The sequence below is a fragment of the Methylobacterium sp. 190mf genome (assembly GCF_900107945.1).
GTDB lineage: Bacteria > Pseudomonadota > Alphaproteobacteria > Rhizobiales > Beijerinckiaceae > Methylobacterium.
The window spans coordinates 89,468-112,749 of the sequence record NZ_FNVI01000005.1 but is presented as its reverse complement, the minus strand read 5'-3'; the positions used below and the strand labels follow the sequence as shown (position 1 = coordinate 112,749).

Annotated in this window: 19 protein-coding genes; 9 read left to right on the top strand and 10 right to left on the bottom strand. The window is 71.6% G+C overall.

Translation table 11 applies throughout. The features are described 5' to 3' along the window. Nucleotides 1-10: 10 nt before the first annotated feature. The 5 genes from C4T42_RS07620 to C4T42_RS07600 all read right to left on the bottom strand — a co-directional run bounded on the left by C4T42_RS07620 (nt 11) and on the right by C4T42_RS07600 (nt 5,571). Nucleotides 11-1,189 (bottom strand): malate--CoA ligase subunit beta, encoded by a 1,179-nt coding sequence (locus C4T42_RS07620; protein WP_020092653.1) that lies wholly within the window; start codon nt 1,187-1,189, stop codon nt 11-13. Between the two features lie 400 nt (nt 1,190-1,589). Further along, complete coding sequence (gene fchA / locus C4T42_RS07615; protein ID WP_020092654.1) at nt 1,590-2,231, bottom strand: methenyltetrahydrofolate cyclohydrolase; 642 nt, start codon at nt 2,229-2,231, stop codon at nt 1,590-1,592. Between the two features lie 10 nt (nt 2,232-2,241). Then, on the bottom strand, nt 2,242-3,105 hold the full coding sequence (locus C4T42_RS07610) for an NADP-dependent methylenetetrahydromethanopterin/methylenetetrahydrofolate dehydrogenase (RefSeq protein ID WP_042673897.1): 864 nt from the start codon (nt 3,103-3,105) through the stop codon (nt 2,242-2,244). Between the two features lie 209 nt (nt 3,106-3,314). Continuing rightward, complete coding sequence (locus C4T42_RS07605) at nt 3,315-4,259, bottom strand: D-2-hydroxyacid dehydrogenase (RefSeq protein WP_020092656.1); 945 nt, start codon at nt 4,257-4,259, stop codon at nt 3,315-3,317. A gap of 103 nt (nt 4,260-4,362) precedes the next feature. Beyond that, a complete protein-coding gene (locus tag C4T42_RS07600) occupies nt 4,363-5,571 on the bottom strand; it encodes an aminotransferase class V-fold PLP-dependent enzyme (protein ID WP_020092657.1) in 1,209 nt (402 codons plus the stop codon). 519 nt (nt 5,572-6,090) lie between these two features. On the opposite strand from C4T42_RS07600, the gene C4T42_RS07595 reads away from it, so the two are divergent. From C4T42_RS07595 to C4T42_RS07585, 3 genes are read left to right on the top strand one after another with little or no spacing between them, the layout of a single operon-like run. Beyond that, a complete protein-coding gene (locus tag C4T42_RS07595; protein WP_020092658.1) occupies nt 6,091-6,906 on the top strand; it encodes a UDP-2,3-diacylglucosamine diphosphatase in 816 nt (271 codons plus the stop codon). A 10-nt stretch (nt 6,907-6,916) separates the two neighbouring features. Beyond that, on the top strand, nt 6,917-7,963 hold the full coding sequence (locus tag C4T42_RS07590) for a glycosyltransferase family 1 protein (protein WP_020092659.1): 1,047 nt from the start codon (nt 6,917-6,919) through the stop codon (nt 7,961-7,963). 38 nt (nt 7,964-8,001) lie between these two features. After that, on the top strand, nt 8,002-8,676 hold the full coding sequence (locus C4T42_RS07585) for a ribonuclease HII (protein WP_020092660.1): 675 nt from the start codon (nt 8,002-8,004) through the stop codon (nt 8,674-8,676). A gap of 13 nt (nt 8,677-8,689) precedes the next feature. On the opposite strand, the gene C4T42_RS07580 is transcribed toward C4T42_RS07585, so the two are convergent. Together C4T42_RS07580 and C4T42_RS07575 are read right to left on the bottom strand one after the other, a co-directional pair. After that, entirely contained in the window at nt 8,690-10,792 is a 2,103-nt protein-coding gene (locus C4T42_RS07580) for a HAMP domain-containing methyl-accepting chemotaxis protein (protein ID WP_020092661.1), read from the bottom strand. Between the two features lie 671 nt (nt 10,793-11,463). After that, entirely contained in the window at nt 11,464-12,579 is a 1,116-nt protein-coding gene (locus C4T42_RS07575) for a PA0069 family radical SAM protein (protein WP_103984959.1), read from the bottom strand. Between the two features lie 158 nt (nt 12,580-12,737). On the opposite strand from C4T42_RS07575, the gene C4T42_RS07570 reads away from it, so the two are divergent. Continuing rightward, nucleotides 12,738-13,268, top strand: coding sequence for a hypothetical protein (locus C4T42_RS07570; protein WP_020092663.1), 531 nt, complete (start codon nt 12,738-12,740; stop codon nt 13,266-13,268). Between the two features lie 163 nt (nt 13,269-13,431). Continuing rightward, nucleotides 13,432-14,880, top strand: coding sequence for an amino acid permease (locus C4T42_RS07565; RefSeq protein ID WP_020092664.1), 1,449 nt, complete (start codon nt 13,432-13,434; stop codon nt 14,878-14,880). A 9-nt stretch (nt 14,881-14,889) separates the two neighbouring features. On the opposite strand, the gene moaB is transcribed toward C4T42_RS07565, so the two are convergent. Beyond that, nucleotides 14,890-15,447, bottom strand: a complete 558-nt coding sequence (moaB, locus tag C4T42_RS07560) for a molybdenum cofactor biosynthesis protein B (RefSeq protein WP_020092665.1) — start codon at nt 15,445-15,447, stop codon at nt 14,890-14,892. A gap of 141 nt (nt 15,448-15,588) precedes the next feature. Between moaB and maiA the strand changes: the two genes are divergently transcribed. The 4 genes from maiA to C4T42_RS07540 all read left to right on the top strand — a co-directional run bounded on the left by maiA (nt 15,589) and on the right by C4T42_RS07540 (nt 18,399). Next, a complete protein-coding gene (gene maiA, locus C4T42_RS07555) occupies nt 15,589-16,236 on the top strand; it encodes a maleylacetoacetate isomerase (RefSeq protein WP_020092666.1) in 648 nt (215 codons plus the stop codon). Nucleotides 16,237-16,376: 140 nt separating this feature from the next. Next, nucleotides 16,377-17,708, top strand: a complete 1,332-nt coding sequence (locus tag C4T42_RS07550) for an NAD(P)/FAD-dependent oxidoreductase (protein ID WP_020092667.1) — start codon at nt 16,377-16,379, stop codon at nt 17,706-17,708. A gap of 65 nt (nt 17,709-17,773) precedes the next feature. Then, nucleotides 17,774-18,085, top strand: coding sequence for an EthD family reductase (locus tag C4T42_RS07545; protein ID WP_020092668.1), 312 nt, complete (start codon nt 17,774-17,776; stop codon nt 18,083-18,085). Next, nucleotides 18,082-18,399, top strand: coding sequence for a hypothetical protein (locus tag C4T42_RS07540; protein WP_020092669.1), 318 nt, complete (start codon nt 18,082-18,084; stop codon nt 18,397-18,399). The genes C4T42_RS07545 and C4T42_RS07540 overlap by 4 nt, the downstream gene beginning before the upstream one ends. Before the next feature lie 136 nt (nt 18,400-18,535). On the opposite strand, the gene C4T42_RS07535 is transcribed toward C4T42_RS07540, so the two are convergent. Both C4T42_RS07535 and C4T42_RS07530 read right to left on the bottom strand, forming a co-directional pair. After that, on the bottom strand, nt 18,536-21,871 hold the full coding sequence (locus C4T42_RS07535) for a GAF domain-containing hybrid sensor histidine kinase/response regulator (RefSeq protein WP_020092670.1): 3,336 nt from the start codon (nt 21,869-21,871) through the stop codon (nt 18,536-18,538). 46 nt (nt 21,872-21,917) lie between these two features. Beyond that, nucleotides 21,918-23,192, bottom strand: a complete 1,275-nt coding sequence (locus C4T42_RS07530; RefSeq protein WP_020092671.1) for an O-antigen ligase family protein — start codon at nt 23,190-23,192, stop codon at nt 21,918-21,920. Between the last annotated feature and the right edge of the window lie 90 nt (nt 23,193-23,282).

The following is a 23,282-nucleotide window of genomic DNA, read 5'->3' as shown; positions in this document are numbered from 1 at the left end:
GTCTCCCCTCTCAGTGCTGCGTCTTGGCGGCGGAGCAGGCGTCGACCGCCTTCTTGGCCGCCTCAGCCAGCGTGTCGGCGGTGATGAGATCGAGGCCGCTCTCGGCCAGGATCTTCTTGCCGGCCTCGACGTTCGTGCCGGCGAGCCGGACCACCAGCGGCACGTCGATCTTCACCTCGCGGGCGGCCTGGACGACGCCCTCGGCGACCCAGTCGCAGCGGTTGATGCCGGCGAAGATGTTGACGAGGATCGCCTTCACGTTGCGGTCCGACAGGACCAGCCGGAAGGCCGTGGCCACCCGCTCAGGGGACGCGCCGCCGCCGACATCGAGGAAGTTCGCCGGCTCGCCGCCTGCGTGCTTGATCATGTCCATGGTGGCCATGGCGAGGCCCGCGCCGTTGACGATGCAGCCGATCTCGCCCTCGAGGCCGATGTAGCTGAGGTTGTGCTCGGCGGCCTGCGCCTCGCGGGGATCGCCCTGGGACGGGTCGTGCATGTCGGCGATGCCCGGCCGGCGGAACATCGCGTTGTCGTCGAAGCTCATCTTGGCGTCGAGCGCCAGCACCCGGTCGTCCTTGGTGACGACGAGCGGGTTGATCTCCAGCATGGTGCCGTCGCAGTCGCGGAACGCCCGGTAGGCGTTCATGATCGTCTTCACCGCGGCCGAGACCTGCTTGATGTTGAGCCCGAGCTGGAAGGCAATCTCCCGCGCCTGGAACTGCTGCAGGCCGACCGCCGGCTCGACCACCACCTGGATGAGCGAGTCGGGCTCCTTGGCGGCGATCTCCTCGATGTCCATGCCGCCGCGCTGGCTGGCGATGACCCGCACGCGCTCGGCCTTCCGGTCCAGCACGTAGCCGAGGTAGAGCTCGCGCTCGAACGGGTCGGCGGTCTCGACGTAGACCCGCTGCACCGGCTTGCCCTCGGGGCCGGTCTGGTGCGTGACGAGGCGCTTGCCGAGGAGATCCTTCGCGGCGTCGCGGACCTCGTTGTAGGTCCGGCACAGCTTGATCCCGCCGGCCTTGCCGCGGGCGCCGGCGTGGATCTGCGCCTTCACGGCCCAGAACGAGCCGCCGAGCTCGGTGGCCGCGTAGACCGCCTGGTCCGGGCTGAAGGCGATCGCGCCTTTCGGGACGGCCACGCCGAAGCTCGCGAGCAGCTCCTTGGCCTGATACTCGTGGACGTCCATTCGGCGCCTCCTCCGCGGTTCGTTGCCGCCGTTGACGCTCTCTACTTTAGTTGAGTCGAAAGATTACGCCCGTCAAATTTTTTAAGCTCCTGATTGACCGCGACTTTTTCGCGGTCGCAACACAGATCGTATTTCATATTGCGATGCAGCATACAGGAAAACAGCGAGGCCGGGAGCACGATGCACCCGGCCTCGACTGTTGAATCGCTACAAAGTACGCCGGAACGCTTCGTTCAGGACGCGCTGTCCGTCATCGCGAGCGCAGCGACGTGACCCAGGGCAGCGCGACCTCTGAGATCGTGGCGCCAACTGGATTGCTTCGCTGCGCTCGCAGAGACGGCGGCGTCGACGGGGCCGACCGAGCACGCTGTGACGCGCGGTGCTGACCCAAGTCGCCGGTTCAGTTCACCTTGTCCTTGACGACCGCGTAGACCTTCTCGGTGAGTGCGCCGGCCTCGCCGAGCAGATCCTCCAGCTCCTTCAGCCGCTCCTCGGCGAACGCGCGGTCCTCGAGACCCTTGGCGTTCACGTAGACGTTCAGCGCCGCGCTGCGCAGGCCGGCATAGGCGGAGAGCACCGCCACGCCGGCATCCGACACGACGTTGAGGTTGCCCTTGTCGGCGGTGATGGCCGCGAGGTCGATCACCGCGCGGCAGGCCCGGCAGCAGGCGAGCGGCACGTCGCAGGCGGTCTTGAGCGCCGCCTGGATCTTCTCGGCGCGGGCCGCCTTCTCGTCGTCGGTGTTCTTGGGCAGGCCGTAGGCGCCCATGACGGCGTCGAAGGCCTGGACGTCCTCGCCGATCATGCCGGTGAGCACGACCCGCAGGCCCTCGGACTTGGCCAGGACCTCCTTCAGCTCGGCCTCGACCTCGACGTACTTCTTCTTGCCGATGGTGAGGTTGCAGACCATCGACACAAGGGCCGCGCCCATGGCGCCGGAGATCGCCGCCGCGCCGCCGCCCCCGGGGGTGGGGGCAGCGCTCGCCAGCTCCGTCAGGAATTTCTCGATGCTGTCGGTCTCGGGGCGATGCGTCTCGGTCACCGGCGCCTCCTCAGGCCATCGTCTTGGCGAGGGCGTAGATCTCCTCGGCGTCGAGCACCTTGTCGGTGCTCTCGAAGAGCTGGCCGACGCAGGCCCGGTGCAGCTTGAGCTTCAGGCCGCCGATGCCCAGCGCCCCGAAGGCCTGCTTGCCGTTGCGCTCCTTGCCCTTGTCCATCACGTCGATGCCGCCGATGCCCGTCGGGGGCTGGGCGTTGTAGTCGGCGACGAACTCGATCGACGATTCCTGCGCCCAGGCGGCTTCCGGCAGCAGCTCGACGCCGATGGCGCCGGCCGTGAACACGAGGTTCGTGCCCTTCACCAGGGCGACGCGGGAGGCCTCGTCGGGGGTCGCGGCGGCCTTCACGTTGACCTTGAAGCGCGTGTTGATCTGGTCCGCGGCGGCCTGGGTCTTGTCGAGGGCGCGGCCCGCGATGGTGACCTCGGCGCCCTCGCCGGCGAGCAGAGCGGCCGAGCGCATGCCGACCGGGCCGGTGCCCGCCAGCACGACGGCCTTCTTGCCCTGGAGCGAGCCCGCGGCCTTGGCCACCAGCGCGACGCCCGCGGCGGCCGTGGTGTTGGAGCCGTTGGAATCGAGCATCACCGAGACCCGGAACGGGCCGAAGAAGCGCTTCTTGACGGCGGTGAACAGCGCCTCGCCCGCCGCCATGCTGCCGCCGCCGACGAAGATCGCCGTCGACTTCTTCTCGGAGCCGCCGCGGGTGTAGATCGTGCCGTCGACCAGGGCGCCGACATTGTCGGGATTCACGCCGCCGTAGCCGGTGATGTGGTCGGCGCCGCCGTCGTAGCCGACGACCGTGTCGAACACGTTCGGCACGGCATCGGTGTCGAACAGGAACAGCAGTTTTTTCGTCATTTTCTTGGGACCTTTCCGTCGCGCCCGTGGGGCGCCGGCGCTGATGTTGGTTGGGTCGGTGCGTGGACGCAGCCCCTCTCCTCCCCCTTGCGGGGAGGAGCCGGAGGTGGGGGTGGTGGAGAATTGAGCGGAGCAGTGCCTCCTGCACCACCCCCACCCCTGGCCACTCCCCGCAGGGGGGAGGGGAACGCCCGTTGCTGATTTTGAGCTTAGGCTTCCACCACGTTCTGCGGCTTGCCCGCCACGAAAGCCTCGACGTTGTCGACGAGCTGGTCGGCCAGGATCTGCATCGCCTCCTTGCTCGCCCAAGCGACGTGCGGCGTGACGATCAGGTTCGGCAGGTCGGCGTCGCACAGGATGTTGCCGTCCTTGGGCGGCTCCTGCGCCACCACGTCGAACCCGGCGCCCGCGATGGTGCCGTCCTTGAGCGCCTCGAGAAGGGCCGCCTCGTCCACGAGGCCGCCGCGGGCCGTGTTGATGAGGATGGCGCTCTTCTTCATCTTCTTGAGCTCGGCGGCGCCGATCATCCCCTTGGTGTCGGGGGTCAGCGGCACGTGCAGCGTGATCACGTCGGACTGCGTCAGGATCGTCTCGAAATCGACCAGCCCGTCCTGCGGGAACACGTCGTAGGCGATGACCTTCATGCCCAGCGCCTCGGCGCGCTTGGCGATCGACTTGCCCAGCGCCCCGTAGCCGACGATGCCGAGCGTCGAGCCGGCGATGTCGTAGATCGGATAGTCGAAATAGCAGAACTGCTTGGACTTCGCCCAGTCGCCGCGCCGCACCGAGTTGGCGTAGGGCACGATCGCCCGGCGCAGGGCGAACATCAGCCCGACCACGTGCTCCGGCACGGTGTTGAACGCGTAGTTGCGGATGTTGACGACCGTGACCCCCTGGGCCTTGGCCTGGGCCTTGTCGACCACGTCGGTGCCGGTGGCGGCGACCGCGATCAGCTTCAGGTCGGGGAGCTGCTTCAGCGTCTCGGCCCGCATCGGGACCTTGTTGATCAGCGCGATCTCCGCGCCCTGGAGGCGGGAGACGATCTCCTCCGGCGTCCAGGTCGACTCGTGCTCGACGTATTCGTGGGGGAAATTGAACGGTCGGACCCTGGCATCGAGGGATTCACGATCCAGGAACACGATCTTCTTGGTCATAGGACCCCTCTCGTACGACGGGCGGTTTCCTCGATAGTCTTGTTCTTACTTGCGCGTCGGGGCGGGCCCGGCAACCCGGTCCCGCCCCGATCGCGTGCGCAGATCACGCCTTATGCAGCGGATTCTCGCGCAGGTAGCTGGAGGCCGCGGCGACGCCCGAGCCCGGCGTGACCTTGATGCCGCAATCGATCATGGCCATCTCGGCGCCCGCGATGGCACCCAGCAGCGACAGCTCGTTCAGGTCGCCCAGGTGACCGATGCGGAACACCTTGCCGGCGACTTTGGACAGGCCGGCGCCCAGCGAGAGGTTGTAGCGCTCGTAGGCGTGGGTGATCACCTTGGCGGCGTCGGCGCCCTCCGGCACCACGATCGCCGTGACCGTGTCGGAGTTCCACTTGGGCTCCTTGGCGCAGGGCTTGAGGCCCCAGGCCGCGACCGCCTGGCGGGTCGCCTCGGCGAGGACGTGGTGGCGGTGGTAGACGTTCTCCAGCCCCTCTTCCTTCACGACCGCCAGGGCCTCGCGCAGGCCGTAGAGCAGCGGCAGGACGGGGGTGTAGGGGAAGTAGCCGGTGGCGTTGGCGGCCAGCTGGTCCTTCCAGGCGAAGTAGGCGTGGCCGAGCCGGTCGTTGCGGCCGGTGCCGCTCTCGGCGATCTTGAGCGCCTTCGGGCTGATGCAGATCAGGCCGAGGCCGGCCGGCAGCATGAAGCCCTTCTGCGAGCCCGCGATGGCGCAGTCGACCTTCCACGCGTCCATCTCGAACGGCAGAGAGCCGATCGACGAGATGCCGTCCACGAACAGCAGAGCCGGGTGCCCGGCGGCGTCGATCGCCTTCCGCACAGCGCCGATGTCGCTGGTGACGCCGGTGGCGGTCTCGTTGTGGACGACCATGACGGCCTTGATCTTATGGTCCTTGTCGGCGCGCAGGGCCTCCTCGATCTTCTGCGGATCGGCGCCGGTGCCCCACTCCTCCTCCTGGACGACCACGTCGAGGCCGAGGCGCTGGGCCATGTCGACCCAGAGGTGGCTGAACTGGCCGTAGCGCGAGGTCAGCACCGTGTCGCCGCGGCAGAGGGTGTTGGACAGGGCCGATTCCCAGATGCCGGTGCCCGAGGACGGGAACAGGATGACCGTCCCGGCGGTCGAGCCGAACACCATCTTGGAGTCCTGCAGGAGCGGCTTCACCAGCTCGGGGAAGCTCGGCGAGCGGTGATCCTCCGACGGCACGTGCATGGCGCGCAGGACGCGCTCCGGGATGTTGGTGGGGCCCGGGATGAAGAGGTGGTTGCGACCGGGGCGCCGGGTTGCGGCCATGATGTTTCCTCCGAAAAGTCCATTGCGCGCGGGCGTGAACCCGCACCGGGTTGTCCAAGCGTCCTCAGGGAGTCGGTCCGGCGCCGTCGAGAGCGGCTCGCGCCGCACCCCCTCGAACGCCATCCTCTGCCGTGATCGGGGGGTCTCCGCGGAGCGGCAGGCGGCCTCACGCCGCTCGCGTCGCGGCGCGCCCCCGCGCGCCGGTCGCCTCCGAATTGCCGTCCCGTCCAACGGCTCCAGGGCCGTCCTCGCCGCCTTCCTGTCAAGGTCCGGCCGTGCTCGTGCCGAGCGGCCGGTTCTTGGTATTATGAGGCGGTGAAGCTCGAAAGGAAAACCGGAAAAACTTCCGGAACTTGCCAAAAAAATTTTTTGTGCGACGCAACGAAGCTACGCTCCGGTTGAGAGGCTTCGCGGCACCGCACACCGAAGTCTTTCCGCCCCGTCGGAACCCGCGTCATCAAACTGAGATCGGATCGCGCTCTGGATCCCGGCACCGTTCAGCCGCCGGGAGAGGGTGCCGTGGCCGAGGTTGAGGAGATGCCGGTCCGCGTGCGGACGCTGTTCCTGTCCGACCTGCATCTCGGCACGCGCGGCTGCCAGGCCGGCCTGCTGCTGTCGTTCCTGAAGGACTACGACGCCGACACGATCTACCTCGTCGGCGACATCGTGGACGGCTGGCAGCTGCGCTCGGGCTGGTACTGGCCGCAGGAGCACAACGACGTGGTGCAGAAGCTCCTGCGCAAGGTCCGCAAGGGCGCGCGGATCGTCTACCTGCCTGGCAACCACGACGAGTTCCTGCGCGACTACGTGGGCACGAGCTTCGGCGGCATCGAACTCGCCGAGACCGCGATCCACGAGGCGGCAGACGGCAAGCGCTACCTCGTCATCCACGGCGACCAGTTCGACATGGTCGTGCGCCACTCGCCGTGGCTCGCCCATCTGGGCGACGGCGCCTACACGCTGGCGCTCTCCCTCAACACGCTGATCAACAAGGTGCGGCGGCGGCTCGGCCTGTCCTACTGGTCGCTGTCGGCCTGGGCGAAGCTGCGCGTGAAGAACGCGGTGAGCTTCATCGGCCGCTTCGAGACGATCCTGGCCGAGGAGGCCCGCCGCCAGGGCGCCGACGGGGTGATCTGCGGCCACATCCACCACGCCGCGGACCGGCCGATCGGCGACCTGCGCTACCTCAACACCGGCGACTGGGTGGAATCCTGCACCGGGCTCGTGGAGCACTACGACGGCCGCATCGAGGTGTTGCACTACCCGAGCCTCCTGCGGGCGCGGGAGGCCGAGGTCGTGCCGCAGCCCCTGCCGGGCCGGCGCGCGGTGGCGTGAGGGCGCCGCCGTGAAGCTCCTGATCGCCAGCGACGCGTGGCACCCCCAGGTGAACGGCGTCGTGCGCTCCCTCGAGCAGATGGTCCGGCGCGCGCCCGAGCACGGCTTCGCCACGACGCTGCTGTCCGTCGCGGATTTCCGCTCGCTGCCGCTGCCGGGCTACCCGGAGATCCGCCTCGCCTATGCCGGGCGCGAGCGGGTGGCGGCGCGCTGGCGGGCCGAGCGGCCGAGCCACGTGCACATCGCCACGGAGGGGCCGGTCGGCCTCGCGGCGCGCCGGCACTGCCTCGCGCACGACCTGCCCTTCACGACGAGCTACCACACGCGCTTCCCGGAATACCTCGCCGCCCGCGCCCCGGTGCCGGAGGCGTGGTCCTACGCGTACCTGCGCCGGTTCCACGGCGCCGCCCGCGGGACGATGGTCAGCACCGCCTCGCTCCAGGGCGAGCTCGCGGCGCGGGGTTTCGGCCGGCTGATGCGCTGGACCCGGGGCGTGGACACGGAGCGGTTCCGGCCGGCCGAGCCCGGGACGCCCGTGCCGGCGGAACTCGCCGGCCTGCCGGGGCCGCTGTTCCTCTACGTCGGGCGGCTGGCGGTGGAGAAGAACGTCGCGGCCTTCCTCGCCCTCGACCTGCCCGGCACCAAGGTGGTGGTCGGCGACGGCCCGGACCGCGCGCGGCTGCAGGCGCTCGCGCCGGCGGCGCACTTCCTCGGCACCCGCACCGGCGCGGACCTCTCGGCGGTCTACGCGGCCTGCGACGTCTTCGTCTTCCCGAGCCTCACCGACACGTTCGGCATCGTGCTCCTGGAGGCCCTGGCCAGCGGCCTCCCGGTGGCGGCCTTCCCGGTGCCGGGTCCGAACGACGTCGTCGGCGGCACGCGGGTCGGCGTGCTCGACCCGGACCTGCGGGTCGCCGCGCTGGCGGCCCTGCGCCTGTCGCGCGCCGAGTGCCGGGCCGAGGCCCTGCGCCGCGGCTGGGACGTGAGCGCGCGGCAGTTCTTCGGTAACATCGTCGAGGCGCATGGGGGCGCCCGGAGCACCCGCGACGCCGCCTGACGCGTGACGGCGTCCGCGCGGAATGGCAGGAGGGCGCGATGCCGCCCGCCAAGCCACCCGCCAAGCCGCCAGCCGGATCGCCCGCCGGACCGGCCGGGTCCGCCAGAGCCCGGCCCCCGGTCGCCGGGCCGTTCGATCCCGCCCGGGCCGCCGCCTATCCGGCGGCGATCGGCTGCGACGAGGTCGGGCGCGGCGCGCTCTGCGGACCCGTGGTGGTGGCCGCGGTCTGGTTCGATCCGGCGGCGATCCCGGCCGACCTGCTCGCGGCCCTCGACGACAGCAAGCGCGTCCCCGAGCCCGTGCGCGACCGGCTGGCCCCCCTGATCCGCGCCCACGCGCGGGTCGCGGTGGCGGCGGGGTCGCGCGCCCTGATCGACCGGATCAACATCCGCGGCGCGACCCTCGACGCCATGGCGCGGGCGGTGGCGCGGCTCGGCCTCGCCGCGCCCGTGCTGGTCGACGGGCGCGACGCTCTGCCGGGCTTGCCCGGCCGCGCCGTCGTCGGCGGCGACCACTTGGTGCCCCAGATCGCCGCCGCGTCGATCGTCGCCAAGGTGCTCCGGGACCAGCTGATGCGGCGGCTCGCCCGGCGCCATCCCGGCTACGGCTGGGAGCGCAACGTCGGCTACGGGACGGCCGTCCACCGCGCCGGCCTGACGCAGCTCGGGCGCAGCCCCCACCACCGGCTCAGCTTCACCCGCGGCTTCGACTGAGCCGGGCGACGGGTCACGCGGCCCGGACGCCGGTGAGGAAGCGCTCGACCTCCGCGGCGAGTTCCTCCGACTGACGCGTGAGCGCGGTGGCGGCCGTCAGCACGTGGTCGGCCGCGTGGCCGGTTCGGTCGGCCGCCTGCGCCACGCCGGCGATGTTGCCGGTGACCTCCTGCGTGCCGGCATTGGCCTGGGCGACATTGCGGACGATCTCCTGCGTCGCCGCCCCCTGCTGCTCCACCGCGGCCGCGATGGCGGCGGCCACGGCGTCGATCTCCCCGATCCGGCCGGTGATCGTCCCGATCGCCCGCACCGCCTGACCGGTCACGGCCCGGATCTCGCCGATCTGCCGGCCGACCTCGTCGGTGGCCCGACCGGTCTGGGCGGCCAGGTCCTTGACCTCGGTTGCGACGACCGCGAAGCCGCGCCCGGCCTCGCCGGCCCGCGCCGCCTCGATCGTGGCGTTGAGCGCCAGCAGGTTCGTCTGCGCGGCGATGCGGGCGATCAGCTCGACGACGGCGTCGACCCGGGCGACGGACGCGTTCAGCGCCGCCACCAGGGCGGCCGTCTGGTCGGCCTCGCCGACCGCGCTCCGGGCCAGCTCGGACGAGCCCTGGACCTGCCGCCCGATCTCCTGGACGGAGGTGCCGAGTTCCTCCACCGCGGCGGCCACCGTCCTGACGCCGGCGGACGCCTCCTCGGCGGCCGCGGCCACGGTATCGGACTGGCTGGCCGTCTCCTGGGCTGTGGTGGTCATCTCCCAGGCCGTGGTCTGCAGTTCGGCCGCGGCGGCGGAGACCTGCCCGACGATGCCGGCCACCGCCGCCTCGAAGGTCTGCGCCATCGTGTGCGTCATGGTCCGGCGCTGCGCCTCCGCGGCGCGCGCCGCCTCGTCCGCCTCTGCCTCCAGGGCGCGGGTGCGGACGAGGTTGTCCCGGAAGACCTCCACGGCCGCCGCCATCGCGCCGATCTCGTCCCGCCGCCCGCGGGCCGGGATCTCCACGGCGACGTCGCCGGAGGCGAGCGCCCGCATCGCCTGGATCATGGCCCGGAGCGGCCCGAGCACGCGGCGGACGACGACGACGGCGCCGGCACCGGCGAGCAGCACCGATGCGGCCAGGAACAGGCCGGTGTGCAGCAGCGTCGCCCCCGCCTCAGCGAAGAGTGCCTGCGCGCGGGCGACCATCGCGTTCAGCGCCGCCTCGGCGAGGTCGGCGATAGTGTTGACCTCCCGCGTGTTGCGGTCGCGCAGGTCCTGGATCGCGACGCCCGGCGGCTGGCCCCGGCTCAGGGCCGCCCGCAAGGCCTGCCGCCGCGCCGCGACCTCACCCTCGAAGTTGCTGGCGCCCGCCCTCACGAAGGCGTCCTGGACCGCCCGCGGCAGCGTGTCGTCCATGTGATCGACGAGATTCGCCCAGCTCGCCGCGACGCGGCCGCGCTCCTCGGCCTCCGCGAGGCGCTCCTCCTCGGACCAGCCCGTGCCCCGCGTCACGGCCGTCTCGGCCCGCGCCACGTTGCCGCCGATCGCGACCCGCGTGATCCAGGCGGCGCGCTTGATGTCCAGGGCGCGGGCCAGCGCCGCGTCCCGGCGCGGGATCGTGACGTCGACGGCCCCGCTGGTCGCCGTGAGGGCGTCGAGCAGATCCCGGAAGGCGGTCGCGGCGACCTCCGCGGTCGCGGCCTCGCGCTCCGCGACCGGGACCGCGAGGGCCGCGTCGATCCGCGACGTCAGGCCGGTGACGGCCTCGTGCGCCCGTCGGAGCGGATCGACCGTCTTCGCCACCGCGGCGGTGTCGATCGCGCGCACCAGGCTCAGGAGCGCCGCCAGCCGGTCGATCCGGGTCGCGCGCTGTCGGGCGATCAGGGCCGCGTCGGCGGGCGGGATCCTGTCCGCGGCGATCAGCGCCTGCAGGGTCCGCCCCCGCTCGAGGCGCACGGCGAGCAGGATCTCGAGGAGGATACGGCTGCCTTCCGTGAGCGCGACGACGCGGCGGCTCTCCCGCTCCTGCGCCCCGGCCTCCAGCGCCGTCCGGGCGCCCGCGGCCAGCAGCATGGCGCTGAGTGAGAACAGGATCGCGCACAGGATCGTGCCGATGGACGGACGCGGAAGACGCAGCATGAGGGTCGGGATCTCTCTTCGCGGTGCGTCGAGGCGCGCGGCCCGCCGCCGGGCTGCCCGGTTCGAGCAGGGCGGCCGGTCGGCCTCGGTCGACGGAAAGGCTGAGCGACGCGACAGGCACCCCGACGCGGCGCCGGCCCGGTTCGCTCGAAGGGCGCGGCGAGGGCGCGGCGAGTCCGGGAGTTCGCCCGGTCGGCATCGAAGGTCGAAACCCCGACACGCTACCGTCTCAAGGAAGGACGGCAGTCGCGACCGGCAGAACCGAGCAGGGCCGCGGCGCGAGGCTCGCCCGCGACCGGATCACGGCGCACAGCGTCCATTGGCGGGATCTGCGGACACGGACGCCGGACAAAATCGCGCTCTTACGCACAGAACGACCCTCAATATAGAACTGAAATTCGATAACTCAATCAAACTTGGTCAAAATCTCGCAGTAACCCTCGCGATCTCAGGCATTTGAACCACAATGGCACAGATGTCAATCTTACGTTCTGCGATTTTACTCACGCCTTAGACATCTAAAAATCCACTTTGGGAGCAACATTTGAGTCGTTTTCTATCTTTGGAAATGTATTTTTACGCCGCTTCCGGCCAAAATGACTGGAATTTTCGCTGAACCGTACTGTGGGACAGGTCCGCCGCCTCGCGCGCGCCGCCGCGTCGGTCGCGTGTCAGAACAGCGCCAGCTGCGCGCCGGGCTTCCGGAAGGCGTCGCGATTCAGCGCGATGCGCCCGAAGGCGAAACCGAGACGCGTGCCGGCGAGCCGGACCCGCTGGCCGATCATCGCCGCGTAGGCGCCCTCCCCGCGGAAGCGGTGGCCGAAGCGCGGGTCGTTCTCGCGCCCGCCCCGGGCTTCCCGCAGGAGTGCGAAGGCCCGCGCCCTGCGTTCGGGATAATGCTCGGTGAACCAGTCCGCCACGAGGTCCGCGACTTCGCCCGGGAGGCGCAGCAGCGCGTGGCCGATCCGGCTCGCCCCGTGCGCGCGCGCCTCGGCCAGGATCGATTCGATCTCGTGGTCCGTCAGGCCGGGGATGATCGGCGAGACGTTGACCATGACGGGCACGCCCGCCGCGCTCAGGCCCCGCATCGCCGCGAGCCGCTTGCCCGGCCGCGGCGCCCGCGGGTCGAGGCGGCGGGCGAGGTCCGGATCCAGCGTCGGCAGCGAGATCGCCGCCAGCACGAGGTTCTCCGCCGCCATCTCTGCCAGGAGGTCGAGGTCGCGCAGCACGAGGTCCGACTTGGTGGTGATGCTGACGGGGTGGCGGGCCTCCCGCAGCACCTCCAGAACCGCGCGGGTGAGCCGGTGCTCCCGCTCGACCGGCTGGTAGGGATCCGTGGCGGTGCCGAGGGCGATCGTGTCGGGCCGGTAGCCCGGCGCGGCGATCTCGCGGGCGAGGAGCCGGGCGGCGTCCGGCTTGGTGAAGATCCGCGACTCGAAGTCGAGCCCCGGCGACAGGCCGAGCCAGGCATGGGTCGGGCGCGCGTAGCAGTAGATGCAGCCGTGCTCGCAGCCCCGGTACGGGTTGATCGACCGGTCGAACGGGATGTCGGGCGAGCTGTTGCGCGCGATGATCCGGGCGGACCGCTCTGGCGTGACCTCCGTGCGCAGGGGTGCCGGAGCTTCCGCCGTCCAGGTCTCGTCATGGAACGCCTCGCGCCGGGCGGATTCGTATCGGCCCGTCGGGTTGGCCGTCGCGCCGCGCCCCCGCCGGGCGGCCGGTTCCGCGACGCTCGGCCCGAGTCGCGGCGCGGCCCCGGAGGCGGTCCCGTCGCGCGTGCCCCCCATGACGACTCGCCTCCCTCACGCATCCATATAAGAACATAGAGCGAACGCGATGGCGACGGGCGCCTTTTTTTCAGGCAAATGCGGTTCTGCAGCCCGTCCGAACGGCGACGCGTCGGCGCGCGGGCCGCGGGGCAGTTTACGGCGCCGCAGAATCGTCTATGCGCGCGCTCATGCTCTCCGCCGTGACCTATCTGGCCGAACCGGCCGATCCGGACGCGATCGATCGCCTGGCCGACACGCTCAGCGTGCTCGTCTCCGGCGTGGCCGGCGGCCTCGTCGGCGACGCGGTGATCGTCGCGGGCCGCGAGAGCGAGGCCGTGGCGGCCGTCGCGGAGGCCACGGGCGCGACCCTCGTGCTGCACCGGGGCGGCAATCCCTACGCGGCGGGCGCCGCCGCGGCCCGGCGGGACTGGATCCTGTGCCTGGAGGCCGGCGACGTCCCGGCCGAGGGCTGGATCCGCACCCTCGACCGCTTCGTCGGGACCGCGCGGCCGGAGACGGCGCTCGGCCGCCTGCACCGCCCGGCCGGGCGTTGGCTCGGCCGGCTCGTCAGACGGGCGGAGACCGTCGTCGGCGCCCGGCAGGCCCGGGCCGGCGACGTCGTCCGGCGCGAGGCCCTGCGTGCCGAGGGCGCGTTCACGGGTCGCCTCAAGGTCAGGCCGCTGATCGCTCGGATCGAGCGCGCCTGACCGGAAAGATCTTGCTCGGGAGAATCTTGCTCCGGAAGAATCTTGCGCCCGCTCACGTTGTTGTCGGTCGATCCGCCTCTACAACTCTGGAAGCGCGGCAGGATCGTCGCCGTCTCCGGACATGTCGACGCGCTGAGCCACCCCGATCTGGAAGGATGGTGCAATGGATTCGTCGGGCCTGATGGGGCGCAAGTCGGTCGAGGACATCGTCGAGAGCGGCGAGGGCGAGCAACAGCTCTCGAAGTCGCTGGGCGCCCTCTCGATCACCGCGATGGGCATCGGGGCGATCATCGGCGCCGGCATCTTCGTCCTGACCGGCACGGCCGCGGCCCAGTATGCCGGGCCGGGGATCATGCTGTCCTTCGTGCTCGGCGGCATCGCCTGCGCCTTCGTCGGCCTCTGCTACTCGGAGATGGCCGCGCTGATCCCGGTCGCCGGATCGAGCTACACCTACACCTACGCGACGCTCGGCGAGTTCTTCGCGTGGCTGATCGGCTGGGACCTGATCCTCGAATACGCCATGGGCGCCGCCACCGTGGCGGTCGGCTGGTCGGGCTACGTGACCAGCATCCTGAAGAGCGTCGGCATCGTGATCCCGGCGCAGTTCGCCAACGCGCCGGGCACGCCGATCGAGGGCGGCGGGACCGCGCTGCTGAACCTGCCGGCGGTCCTGATCGTGGCGCTGATCACGATCCTGCTGATGCGGGGCACGAAGGAATCGGCGCTCTTCAACAACATCATGGTCGCGGTGAAGCTCACCGTCGTGGTCGCCTTCATCGCCCTGGGCTGGGGCCACGTGAACGCCGCGAACTGGAGCCCGCTCATCCCGGACAACGACGGGACCTTCGGCCATTTCGGCTACAGCGGCGTTCTGCGCGGCGCGGGCGTGGTGTTCTTCGCCTTCATCGGCTTCGACGCGGTCTCGACCGCCGCCCAGGAGGCGCGCAAGCCCCAGAAGGACATGCCCATCGGCATCCTGGGCTCGCTCGCGGTCTGCACGATCCTGTACGTGCTCGTCGCCGCCGTGCTCACCGGTCTCGTGCCCTACAAGGACCTCAACGTCCCGGACCCGATCGCCAAGGGCGTCGACGTGATCGGCATCGGCTGGTTCAGCCTCCTGATCAAGCTCGGGGCGCTGACCGGGCTGACGACGGTGATCCTCGTCCTGCTCTACGGCCAGAGCCGGATCTTCTTCACCATGGCGCAGGACGGCCTGCTGCCGAAGATGTTCTCCCACGTCCACCCGACCTACCAGACGCCGTATCGCAGCCAGGCGATGATCGGCGCCGCGGTCGCCGTGGTGGCGGCGCTGGTGCCGATCCACATCCTCGGCGAGATGGTGAGCATCGGCACCCTCGCGGCCTTCATCCTCGTCTGCGGCTCGGTCCTCTACCTGCGGCGGGCCGAGCGCACCATGAAGCGGCCGTTCCGGGCGCCCGCCGTGCCGGTCGTGCCGATCCTCGGCATCCTGTCCTGCCTGCTCCTGATGATCGGCCTGCCCCTCGACACGTGGCTGCGGCTGGTGATCTGGATGGCGCTCGGCCTCGTCGTGTACTTCTTCTACGGCCGCAAGCACTCGGTCCTGCGCCGCAAGGAGGGGAACCTCGCGTAGCGCGCGGCCTCACACCGTGAGGCTCGCGCCGCGCCGCAGGTGCTCGTCGAGGCGCGGCATGATCTCCACGAAGTTGCAGGGCCGGTGCCGGTAGTCGAGCTGCTGGGCCAGGATCCCGTCCCAGGCGTCGCGGCAGGCGCCGGGCGAGCCCGGCAGCACGAACACGTAGGTCGCCCGCGCGACCCCCGCGGTGGCGCGGGATTGCAGGGTCGAGGTGCCGATCTTGTCGTACGAGATCCGGTGGAACACGGCCGAGAAGCCGTCCATGCGCTTCTCGAACAGCGGCTCCAGCGCCTCGGGGGTGACGTCGCGGCCGGTGAAGCCGGTCCCGCCGGTGGTGATCACCACGTCGACGCCGGGGTCGCGCAGCCACGCCTCCACCCGCGCGCGGATCGCCGGGACCTCGTCCGGGACGATCGACCGGGCCGCCAGGATGTGCCCCGCCTCGGTGAGGCGCTGGGTCAGGGTGTCGCCCGAGCGGTCGTCCTCCGGGCGGCGGGTGTCGGAGACGGTCAGGACCGCGATGTTCAGGGGGATGAAGCGGCGGGCGTCGGTCTGATCGGCCATCGTGCGGGCTCTCCGGGGCGGGAGACCGATATGGGCCCGGCGGGACTGCTTGTCGCCCCCGGGCCGCCGCGCGCGCAGCCCCCTTGCGGGCCGCGGCGAAGTCGGCTGTGCTCGCTCGACCCCGTCGGAGACCGCTGACCCATGCACATGTACGGCAACTGGCGCTCGGCCGCGGCCTTCCGGGTGCGGATCGCCCTGAAGCTGAAGGGCATCGCCTACGAGGAGACCTTCATCGACCTCGACGCCGGCGACCAGCACGAGCCGGCGTTCCGGAAGATCAACCCGCAGGGCGCGGTGCCGGCGCTGTTCGACGGCGACGGGCCGCCGCTCACCCAGTCGCTGGCGATCCTCGACTACTTGGAGGAGACGCGCGGCGGCGTCCGCCTCCTGCCCGAGGAGCCCCGGGCGCGGGCCCGCGCCCGCTCGCTGGCGCAGGTGGTCGCGTGCGACACCCACCCGCTCTACGTGCCCCGGGTGCGCACCTTCCTGATGAAGCATTACGGCCTGCCCCGGGAGCGCATGCTGGATTTCCTGCGCAACGCCTTCGAGACCGGCCTCCGGACCCTGGAGACGCGCCTCGCCACCGAGCCGGGGACGGGCCGGTTCTGCCAGGGCGATTCGGTGAGCCACGCCGACCTCTGCCTCGTCAGCCTCTGGGTCGGGACGGGCATCTTCGGCATCGACACGGCGGCCTACCCGACGGTCGCGCGAATCGCCGAGGCCTGCCTCGCCCTGCCGGCGGTCGCGGAGGCGCATCCGCTGCGCCAGCCGGGCGCCCCGCCGGCGTGACCGGGCTCCGCGCGCCGCCCGTCCGGTGCGCGACGTCGCACTCGTGACCGGGGGTCGCGGCCGGCGATGTGGTATTCGGCAACCCAGGCCGTGTAAGGAGGCCGGCGACTGATCCCGGTCCGGGGGGAGAAAGAGTGTCGATGGCATCCGTCGAGAACGAGTCGGGCCTTCATCGCGTCGTGGTGGTCGGCGGCGGCGCAGCCGGACTGCAGCTGGTCACGAAGCTCGGCGACAAGCTCGGGCGCGGCAAGCGCGCGCACGTCACCCTCGTGGACCGCGCCCGGACGCATATCTGGAAGCCGCTGCTCCACGAGGTGGCGGCCGGCAGCCTCGACGTCGGCCACCACGCGGTGGATTACCTGCACCACGCCCACATGCACGGCTTCCGCTACCGGATCGGGCGGATGACCGGGCTCGACCGGGAGGCGCGCACGATCCAGCTCGCCGCGAGCCACGACGCGGAAGGGCGCGAGATCACGCCCGAGCGCGCCGTCCCCTACGACACGCTGGTGATGGCGGTGGGCTCCACCACCAACGATTTCGGCACGCCGGGCGTCGCCGAGCACGCCATCGCCCTCGACACCCAGGACCAGGCGGTGCGCTTCCACCAGCGCCTCGTGAACGCCTCGCTGCGCGCGCACACGCAGGCCGGCCCGGTCCGGCCCGGCCAGCTCCACGTCACGGTGATCGGCGCGGGCGCGACCGGGACGGAACTCGCCGCCGAGCTCCACCGGACCCTGCGCCACGTCGTCTCGACCGGGCTCGACAAGATCGACCCGGGCAAGGACATCCGCATCACCCTGGTCGAGGCCGCCGACCGGATCCTGCCGGCGGTGCCGCAGCGCCTCTCGGCGGAGGTGATGCAGCTGCTCAGCAAGATCGGCGTCGACGTGCGCGTGAAGGCGCGGGTCACCGAGGTCCGCGCGGACGGCGTGCAGCTCGCCGACGGCACCTTCATCCCGTCCGAGCTGGTCGTCTGGGCGGCGGGCGTGAAGGCGCCGCCCTTCCTGCAGGGCATCGGCGGCCTGGAGACGACGCGGACCAACCAGCTGGTGGTGACGCCGACGCTGCAGACCACCCGCGACCCCGACATCTTCGCCATCGGCGACTGCGCCTACCTGGTCGAGGCCGGCTCCGACACGCCGGTGCCGCCCCGCGCGCAGGCGGCCCACCAGCAGGCGAGCCACCTGATCGCCCAGATCCCGGCCAAGATCGACGGCAAGCCGCTGAAGCCGTTCCGGTACAAGGATTTCGGCTCGCTGGTCTCGCTGGGCGAGTACTCGACCGTGGGCAGCCTGATGGGGTTCGTGCGCGGCAAGAACATGCTCATCGCCGGTCTGTTCGCCCGGATGATGTACCGCTCGCTCTACAAGATGCACGAGCGGGCGCTGCACGGCACGGCCAAGACCGCCCTCGACACCCTGGCCCGCGCGCTGACCCGGCGCACCGAGCCGCGGGTGAAGCTGCACTGACCGTCGCCGTACGACCCGAGGACGGGCGCCCGGATCGACCGGGCGCCACACAGGAAGGAAACGCCATGATCCTGGTAAGCGTGATGTACCCGGCCGGCCCGAGCTTCGACATGGGCTACTACCTCGGCCACCACATGCCGCTGGTGCGCGAGCGCTGGTCGTCCCTCGGCCTCCACGACGCGAAGGTCGTCAAGGGCGCCGGCACGCCGGACGGCGGCGCCGCCCCGTTCCAGGTGATGGCCCTCCTGACCTTCGAGTCGGTCGACGCCTTCAAGAAGGCCGTCGCCGCCCACGGCGAGGAGATCTTCGCCGACATCCCGAACTTCACCGCGGCGCAGGCCCAGGTGCAGATCAACGACTTCGCGGAGAACCCGTGATCGACATCGTCAAGGCGGTGCAGGAGGCCGATCCGAGCCTCGGCACCTACGTGGTCGTGCTGCGCACCGACGCCCGGGCCCTGGACGGCCCGGAGCGGTTCACGCCGGAGGCGCAGGCCTGGATCGCCGAGAAGGCGCCGAGCGGCCGGCTCGCCCGGGTGCGCGTCCTGCTCGCCCCCTATCCGGGGGCGGAGCCGGCCGCGCGCGAGGTCACCGTGGCGGCCTTCGCCGACGCGCGGGAGCTCGCCGCCTTCGCGACGACCTGGACCGGCGACCCGCTGCCGGAGGAGCCGGGGGATTCTCTTCCCGACTGACGGCTCCGGGGCCGCCGTCTCGGCGAGCGGAGTAGGCGATCCAGGGCAACGCGGCGCTCACCGGCGGCGCGCCGACCCTGGGTCACTTCGCTCCGCCCGCGATGACGGAAAGGGTCCTCGATACCCGCGCGCGGACTCACGCCGCGCGCAGCTGCCGGATGGCGCGGAGCGCGGTCGCCCGCTGGATCTCCAGGCGCCGGATCAGCGGCATCAGGTCGGCGCCCGCGTGGGCGGCGGCCTCGACCTCCCGGCACAGGCTCGACAGGCCGACGAAGCCCAGCAGCCCGGCCGCCGCCACCAGGGCGTGCGCGTCGTGGGCGATCTGCAGGCGGTCGGTCTCGCTCGGCCGGAACCGCTCGGACAGCTCGTTCGCCAGGAGATCGAGCAGCGCCCCGACGCGATCGGTGCCGAAGCTCGCCTCCATCTCGGTCAGGACCGCCGCGTCGAGCACGGCCGAATCGACCTGCGGCAGGCGGCGCGGCACCTCGGCCCGCGCCGGCCGCCGCGCGCCCGGCGCCGTCCAGCGGCTGATCGTGGCGAAGAGGTCGGCCCGCCGGAACGGCTTGCCGACATGGTCGTCCATCCCGGCCTCGCGCAGCTCCTCGATCTGCGACGGCAGGACGTTGGCGGTCATGGCGACGATCGGGATGTCGCAGGCGGGCGGCGCGAGGGCGCGGATGCGGCGCGTGGCCGTGAGCCCGTCGACGCGGGGCATCTGGACGTCCATCAGCACGAGATCGTAGGCCCGGCCGGCCGCGACCGACGACCCGACCGCCGTGATCGCCTCGGCGCCGTCCCCGGCCACGTCCACCGCGTAGCCCTGGGATTCGAGCACCGCGCAGGCGAGTTCCTGGTTGAGCGGCACGTCCTCGACGAGGAGCAGCCGCAGCGGCGCGCCCGGGACCTCGCCGGCCGCCGGAGCCGCGGCCGGGGGCGGCCGCGACGGCCCACCCGCGTCGGCCGCGGCGCCCGGGGCCGCGGTGTCCCGCTCGCCGCGGGGCAGCACCAGCCGGAACCAGAAGGTCGAGCCCGCCCCCTCGCGGCTCTCGACCCCGATCTCGCCGCCCATCAGCGACACGAGGTGCCGGGAGATCGCGAGGCCGAGGCCGGTGCCGCCGAAGCGCCGGCTGATCGAGCCGTCGACCTGGCTGAACCGCTTGAACAGCCGGTCCTGCTGCGCCGGCGCGATGCCGATGCCGGTATCGACCACGGAGAACCGGACCGCGTCGCCGGGGCGCCCGTCGGGGGCGACGCCGTCGCTCTCCCGCTCCGCGGTCACCGTGACCGAGCCCTCGGGCGTGAACTTCACGGCGTTGTTCAGCAGGTTGAGCAGCACCTGTCGCAGGCGCCCGGCATCGCCGACCACGAAGGTCGGCAGGGCCGGGTCGATCCGGGCCTCGATGGCGAGGCCGCTGCGGAGCGCGCTGCCCCGCACGATCGAGACCGTGCTGTCGACGGTCGAGGCCAGCGGGAAGGTGACCGGATCGAGGGTCAGCTCGCCAGCCTCGATCTTCGAGAAGTCGAGGATGTCGTTGACGACCGTGAGCAGGGCCGCGCCGGAACTCTGGATCAGCTCGAGGCGCCGCCGGTCCTCGTTCTGGATCGCGTCGCCGTCGAGGAGCAGCTCGGCATAGCCCAGGATGCCGTTCAGCGGGGTGCGGATCTCGTGGCTCATGGCGGCCAGGAACTCGCTCTTGGCCGCGCTCGCGCGCTCCGCCTCGGTGCGGGCCGCCTCGGCGTCGCGCGTGGCGGTGCGCAGGGCCGCCTCGACCGCCTTGCGCTCGGTGATGTCGAGGTGGAGGCCGACCATCCGCTGGGGCTGCCCGTCGGTGCCGCCGAGCGTCCGGCCCCGCGCGTAGAGCCAGCGCGCGCCGACCCGGAACTCGGCCGCGTAGGGGGTGCCGGACTCGACCGCCCGCCGGATCTCGTTCCAGACATCGGAGACGTCGTCCGGATCGATCAGCGCCGTCCACGCGGAGGCCGAGATCGTGTGGGCGCCGCCGGTCTCCGGCAGGCCGTGCATCCGCGCGCTCTCCGGGCTGAGGACGGCGAGCCCCGTGCGCATGTCCCAGTCCCAGGTGCCGGCCTCCGCGGCGTCGAGGGCGATGTCGAGCAGGCCGCTCGCCTCCTCGACGGCGAGCCGCGCCGTGACGATGTCGTCGACGTCGAGGGCGGTCCCGAGCCACTCCGCCACCGCGCCGTCCGCCGGGTCGAGGCGGATCGGGATCAGGGAGAGCTTGTGCCACCGGTAGACGCCGTCCTGGCGCCGGATCCGCCACTGGCCGCTGTAGCCGGTGCCGGTCTCGACCGCCCGGATCCAGGCTGCCTCCATGGCGGCGGCATCCTCGGGGTGGTTCCGGACGAGGCGCTCCGCGCGCTCGGGCCCGATCGGCCCGTAATAGGACTGGAACTGCGCGTTGGCGTAGGTCGCCTGACCGTCCCCGACCCGCATGGTCCAGACCAGGAGCGGCAGCGCCTCGGCGAGGCCCCGGTAGCGCAGCTCGCTGCGGCGAACCTCGTCCTCGGCGCGCCGGCGCTCGGTCACGTCGATCAGGACGCCGAACAGGCCGGCGCCCGCCCCCTCCCCCCGGGCCATGCCGCGCACGACCACGTCGCGCAGCGCGCCGTCCGGCCGCAGCAGCCGGGCCTCGAAATCGAACCGGACCCCGCGGGCGATCGCGTCGGCGACGATCGCCTCGAGCCGGGCGCGGTCGTCGGGATGGTAGATCTGCGAGAAGGCGTCGAGATGCGGCGGCGGGGTCGCCGGGTCGCGGCCCGCGATGGCGTAGAGGCTCGCCGACCAGACCGGCTGCCCGTCCGCGAGATCCACGCGCCAGTTCCCGACGCTGGCGAGTTGCTCGGCCATGGTGAGCTGGTGGTTCGCCGCCTCTTGGGCGCGGGCCCGAGCGTTGATCTCCTGGTGCTGCTCGCGGATCAGCGCCTCGCGGATCGCCGCCTGCGCGATCTCCCGGTCGCGCCGCGCGTTGGCCTCCGTGAGGCGCAGATGCGCCACGACGATTTCGGCGAGGTCGCGGAAGGCGGCCGCATCCTCGGGCGAGAAGTCGGAGCGGGGCTCGGGATCGGCGAGGCAGAGGGTTCCGACCGGCAGGCCCGGCTGGAGGCTCAGGGCGATGCCCGCGTAGAACCGGATCCCGTCCGGCGCGGCGGCCACGGGCAGGTCGCGGAAGCGCGCGTCGAGCCGCGCGTCGGGGACGACCACGAGGGCGTCGCTGCGGATCGTGTGCTGGCAGAAGCTCTCGTCCCGCCGCATCGTGGTCGGCACCCCGGCACAGGGCGTCTTCAGCCACTGGTGCGTGTCGCCCAGGAAGGCCACGAACGCGCTGCGCACGCCGAACAGGCGCCGGGCGGTCCGGCAGACGGCCTCGAAATGCGGTTCCGGCGGTGTCCCGAGGATCGCGAGGGCCTCGAGGGCCGCGAGCCGGTCGCGCTCGTTCTCCGGCTGTGTGCTCACGTACCGTCTCCGGGTGCCGATCGGCCGCGACCGAGCGATGCCGCGCCTAGCGCCGCGTTTCAAGCGCGCCCGCCTGCGGCCGCGTGCCCATGCGCAACCGCGCGGCCTCCAGCGCCCAGACCATGCCCAGCATCATGTAGACGTGGCGCCACTTCTCGATGTCGATCTGGACGGCCTGCAGGAAGAACATCAGCAGCGCCGGCCAGACGATCTGGGCGTGCGCCCGGACCGGCGACGGCTGCGCCAGGAGCCGGAAGCCGACGAGGCCGGTCGCCACCACGAGGCCGATGAACACGGCCCCGCCGAGCCAGCCGCCGTTGGCGAAGGAGCCGATGTAGGAATTGTGCGGTTCGAGCCCGAAGATCAGCCGCCAGTGCATCGGCCCCATCCCGAACGGCCGCTCCAGCAGCATGGCGAAGCCGCGGATCTGGTTGCCGAAGCGGCCGGTCTCGCCCTGGTCGTAGTCCTGGGTCAGGGCCGCCCGGGTCTCGAACATCTTGTGGACGTGGTCGACCGAGAGCAGCCCGATCACCGCGACGGTGCCGAGAACGATGGTCGCCAGGGTCAGGAGCACGATGCGGCGGCGCAGGCGCGGGGAGTCGCTGCCGGCGTAGACCGATCCCACCATCAGCAGCACCGCGACGGCGCTCCCGCCCCAGGACCCGCGCGAGAACGACAGGAAGATGCCGGCCACGATGATCAGCAGGCCGGCGAGCGACACGAGCGGCCGGCGCGTGGAGCCGGTGAGCAGGCCGTGCATCAGGTAGAGCGCGCCGAGCGTCAGGAACGAGCCGAAGACGTTCGGGTCCTGGAACGTGCCCGAGGCCCGGTCGTACTTGTAGAACAGGTCCTCGATCCCGAGCCATTGCAGGTAGCCGACGATGCCCAGAGCCGCCGAGAACACGCAGCTCGCCGTGTAGGCCTTGAGCGCCAGCTCCATCCGGGCGTGGGTGTCGTCCGCGAAGAACATCGCGAAGAAGATGCAGGTGATCGAGAGATAGACCAGCTGCACCGTCCAGGTGACCGGGAACTCCTCGTTCAGGTAGGGCAGCAGCGCGGTGACGATGCCCGCGAGGTAGAGGAGCAGGAGCGCCACCAGGGGCACCGCCCCGCGGTGCAGCCGGACGCCGAGGCAGAGCCAGAGCAGGATCGTGGGGATCGCGACCGCGTCGTAGGGCGAGGTCTCCGAGAAGGCGAAGCAGGCGAAGAAGACGAACGCCGCGAACAGCGCCTTGGCCAGCCCCTCGACGGCCGCGATGAGCGGGATTCCGCCCGCCGACCCGGACGGGACCGGGCCTGCGGGCGCTGCGGTGTGGGCCATGGATACGCGGGCTCCGCGGGCCGGTTACGCGGGCCCGCGCCGTCCGTGATGCCACGGAAACGTTGAGAATCGCCTTCCCGGCGCGGGGCG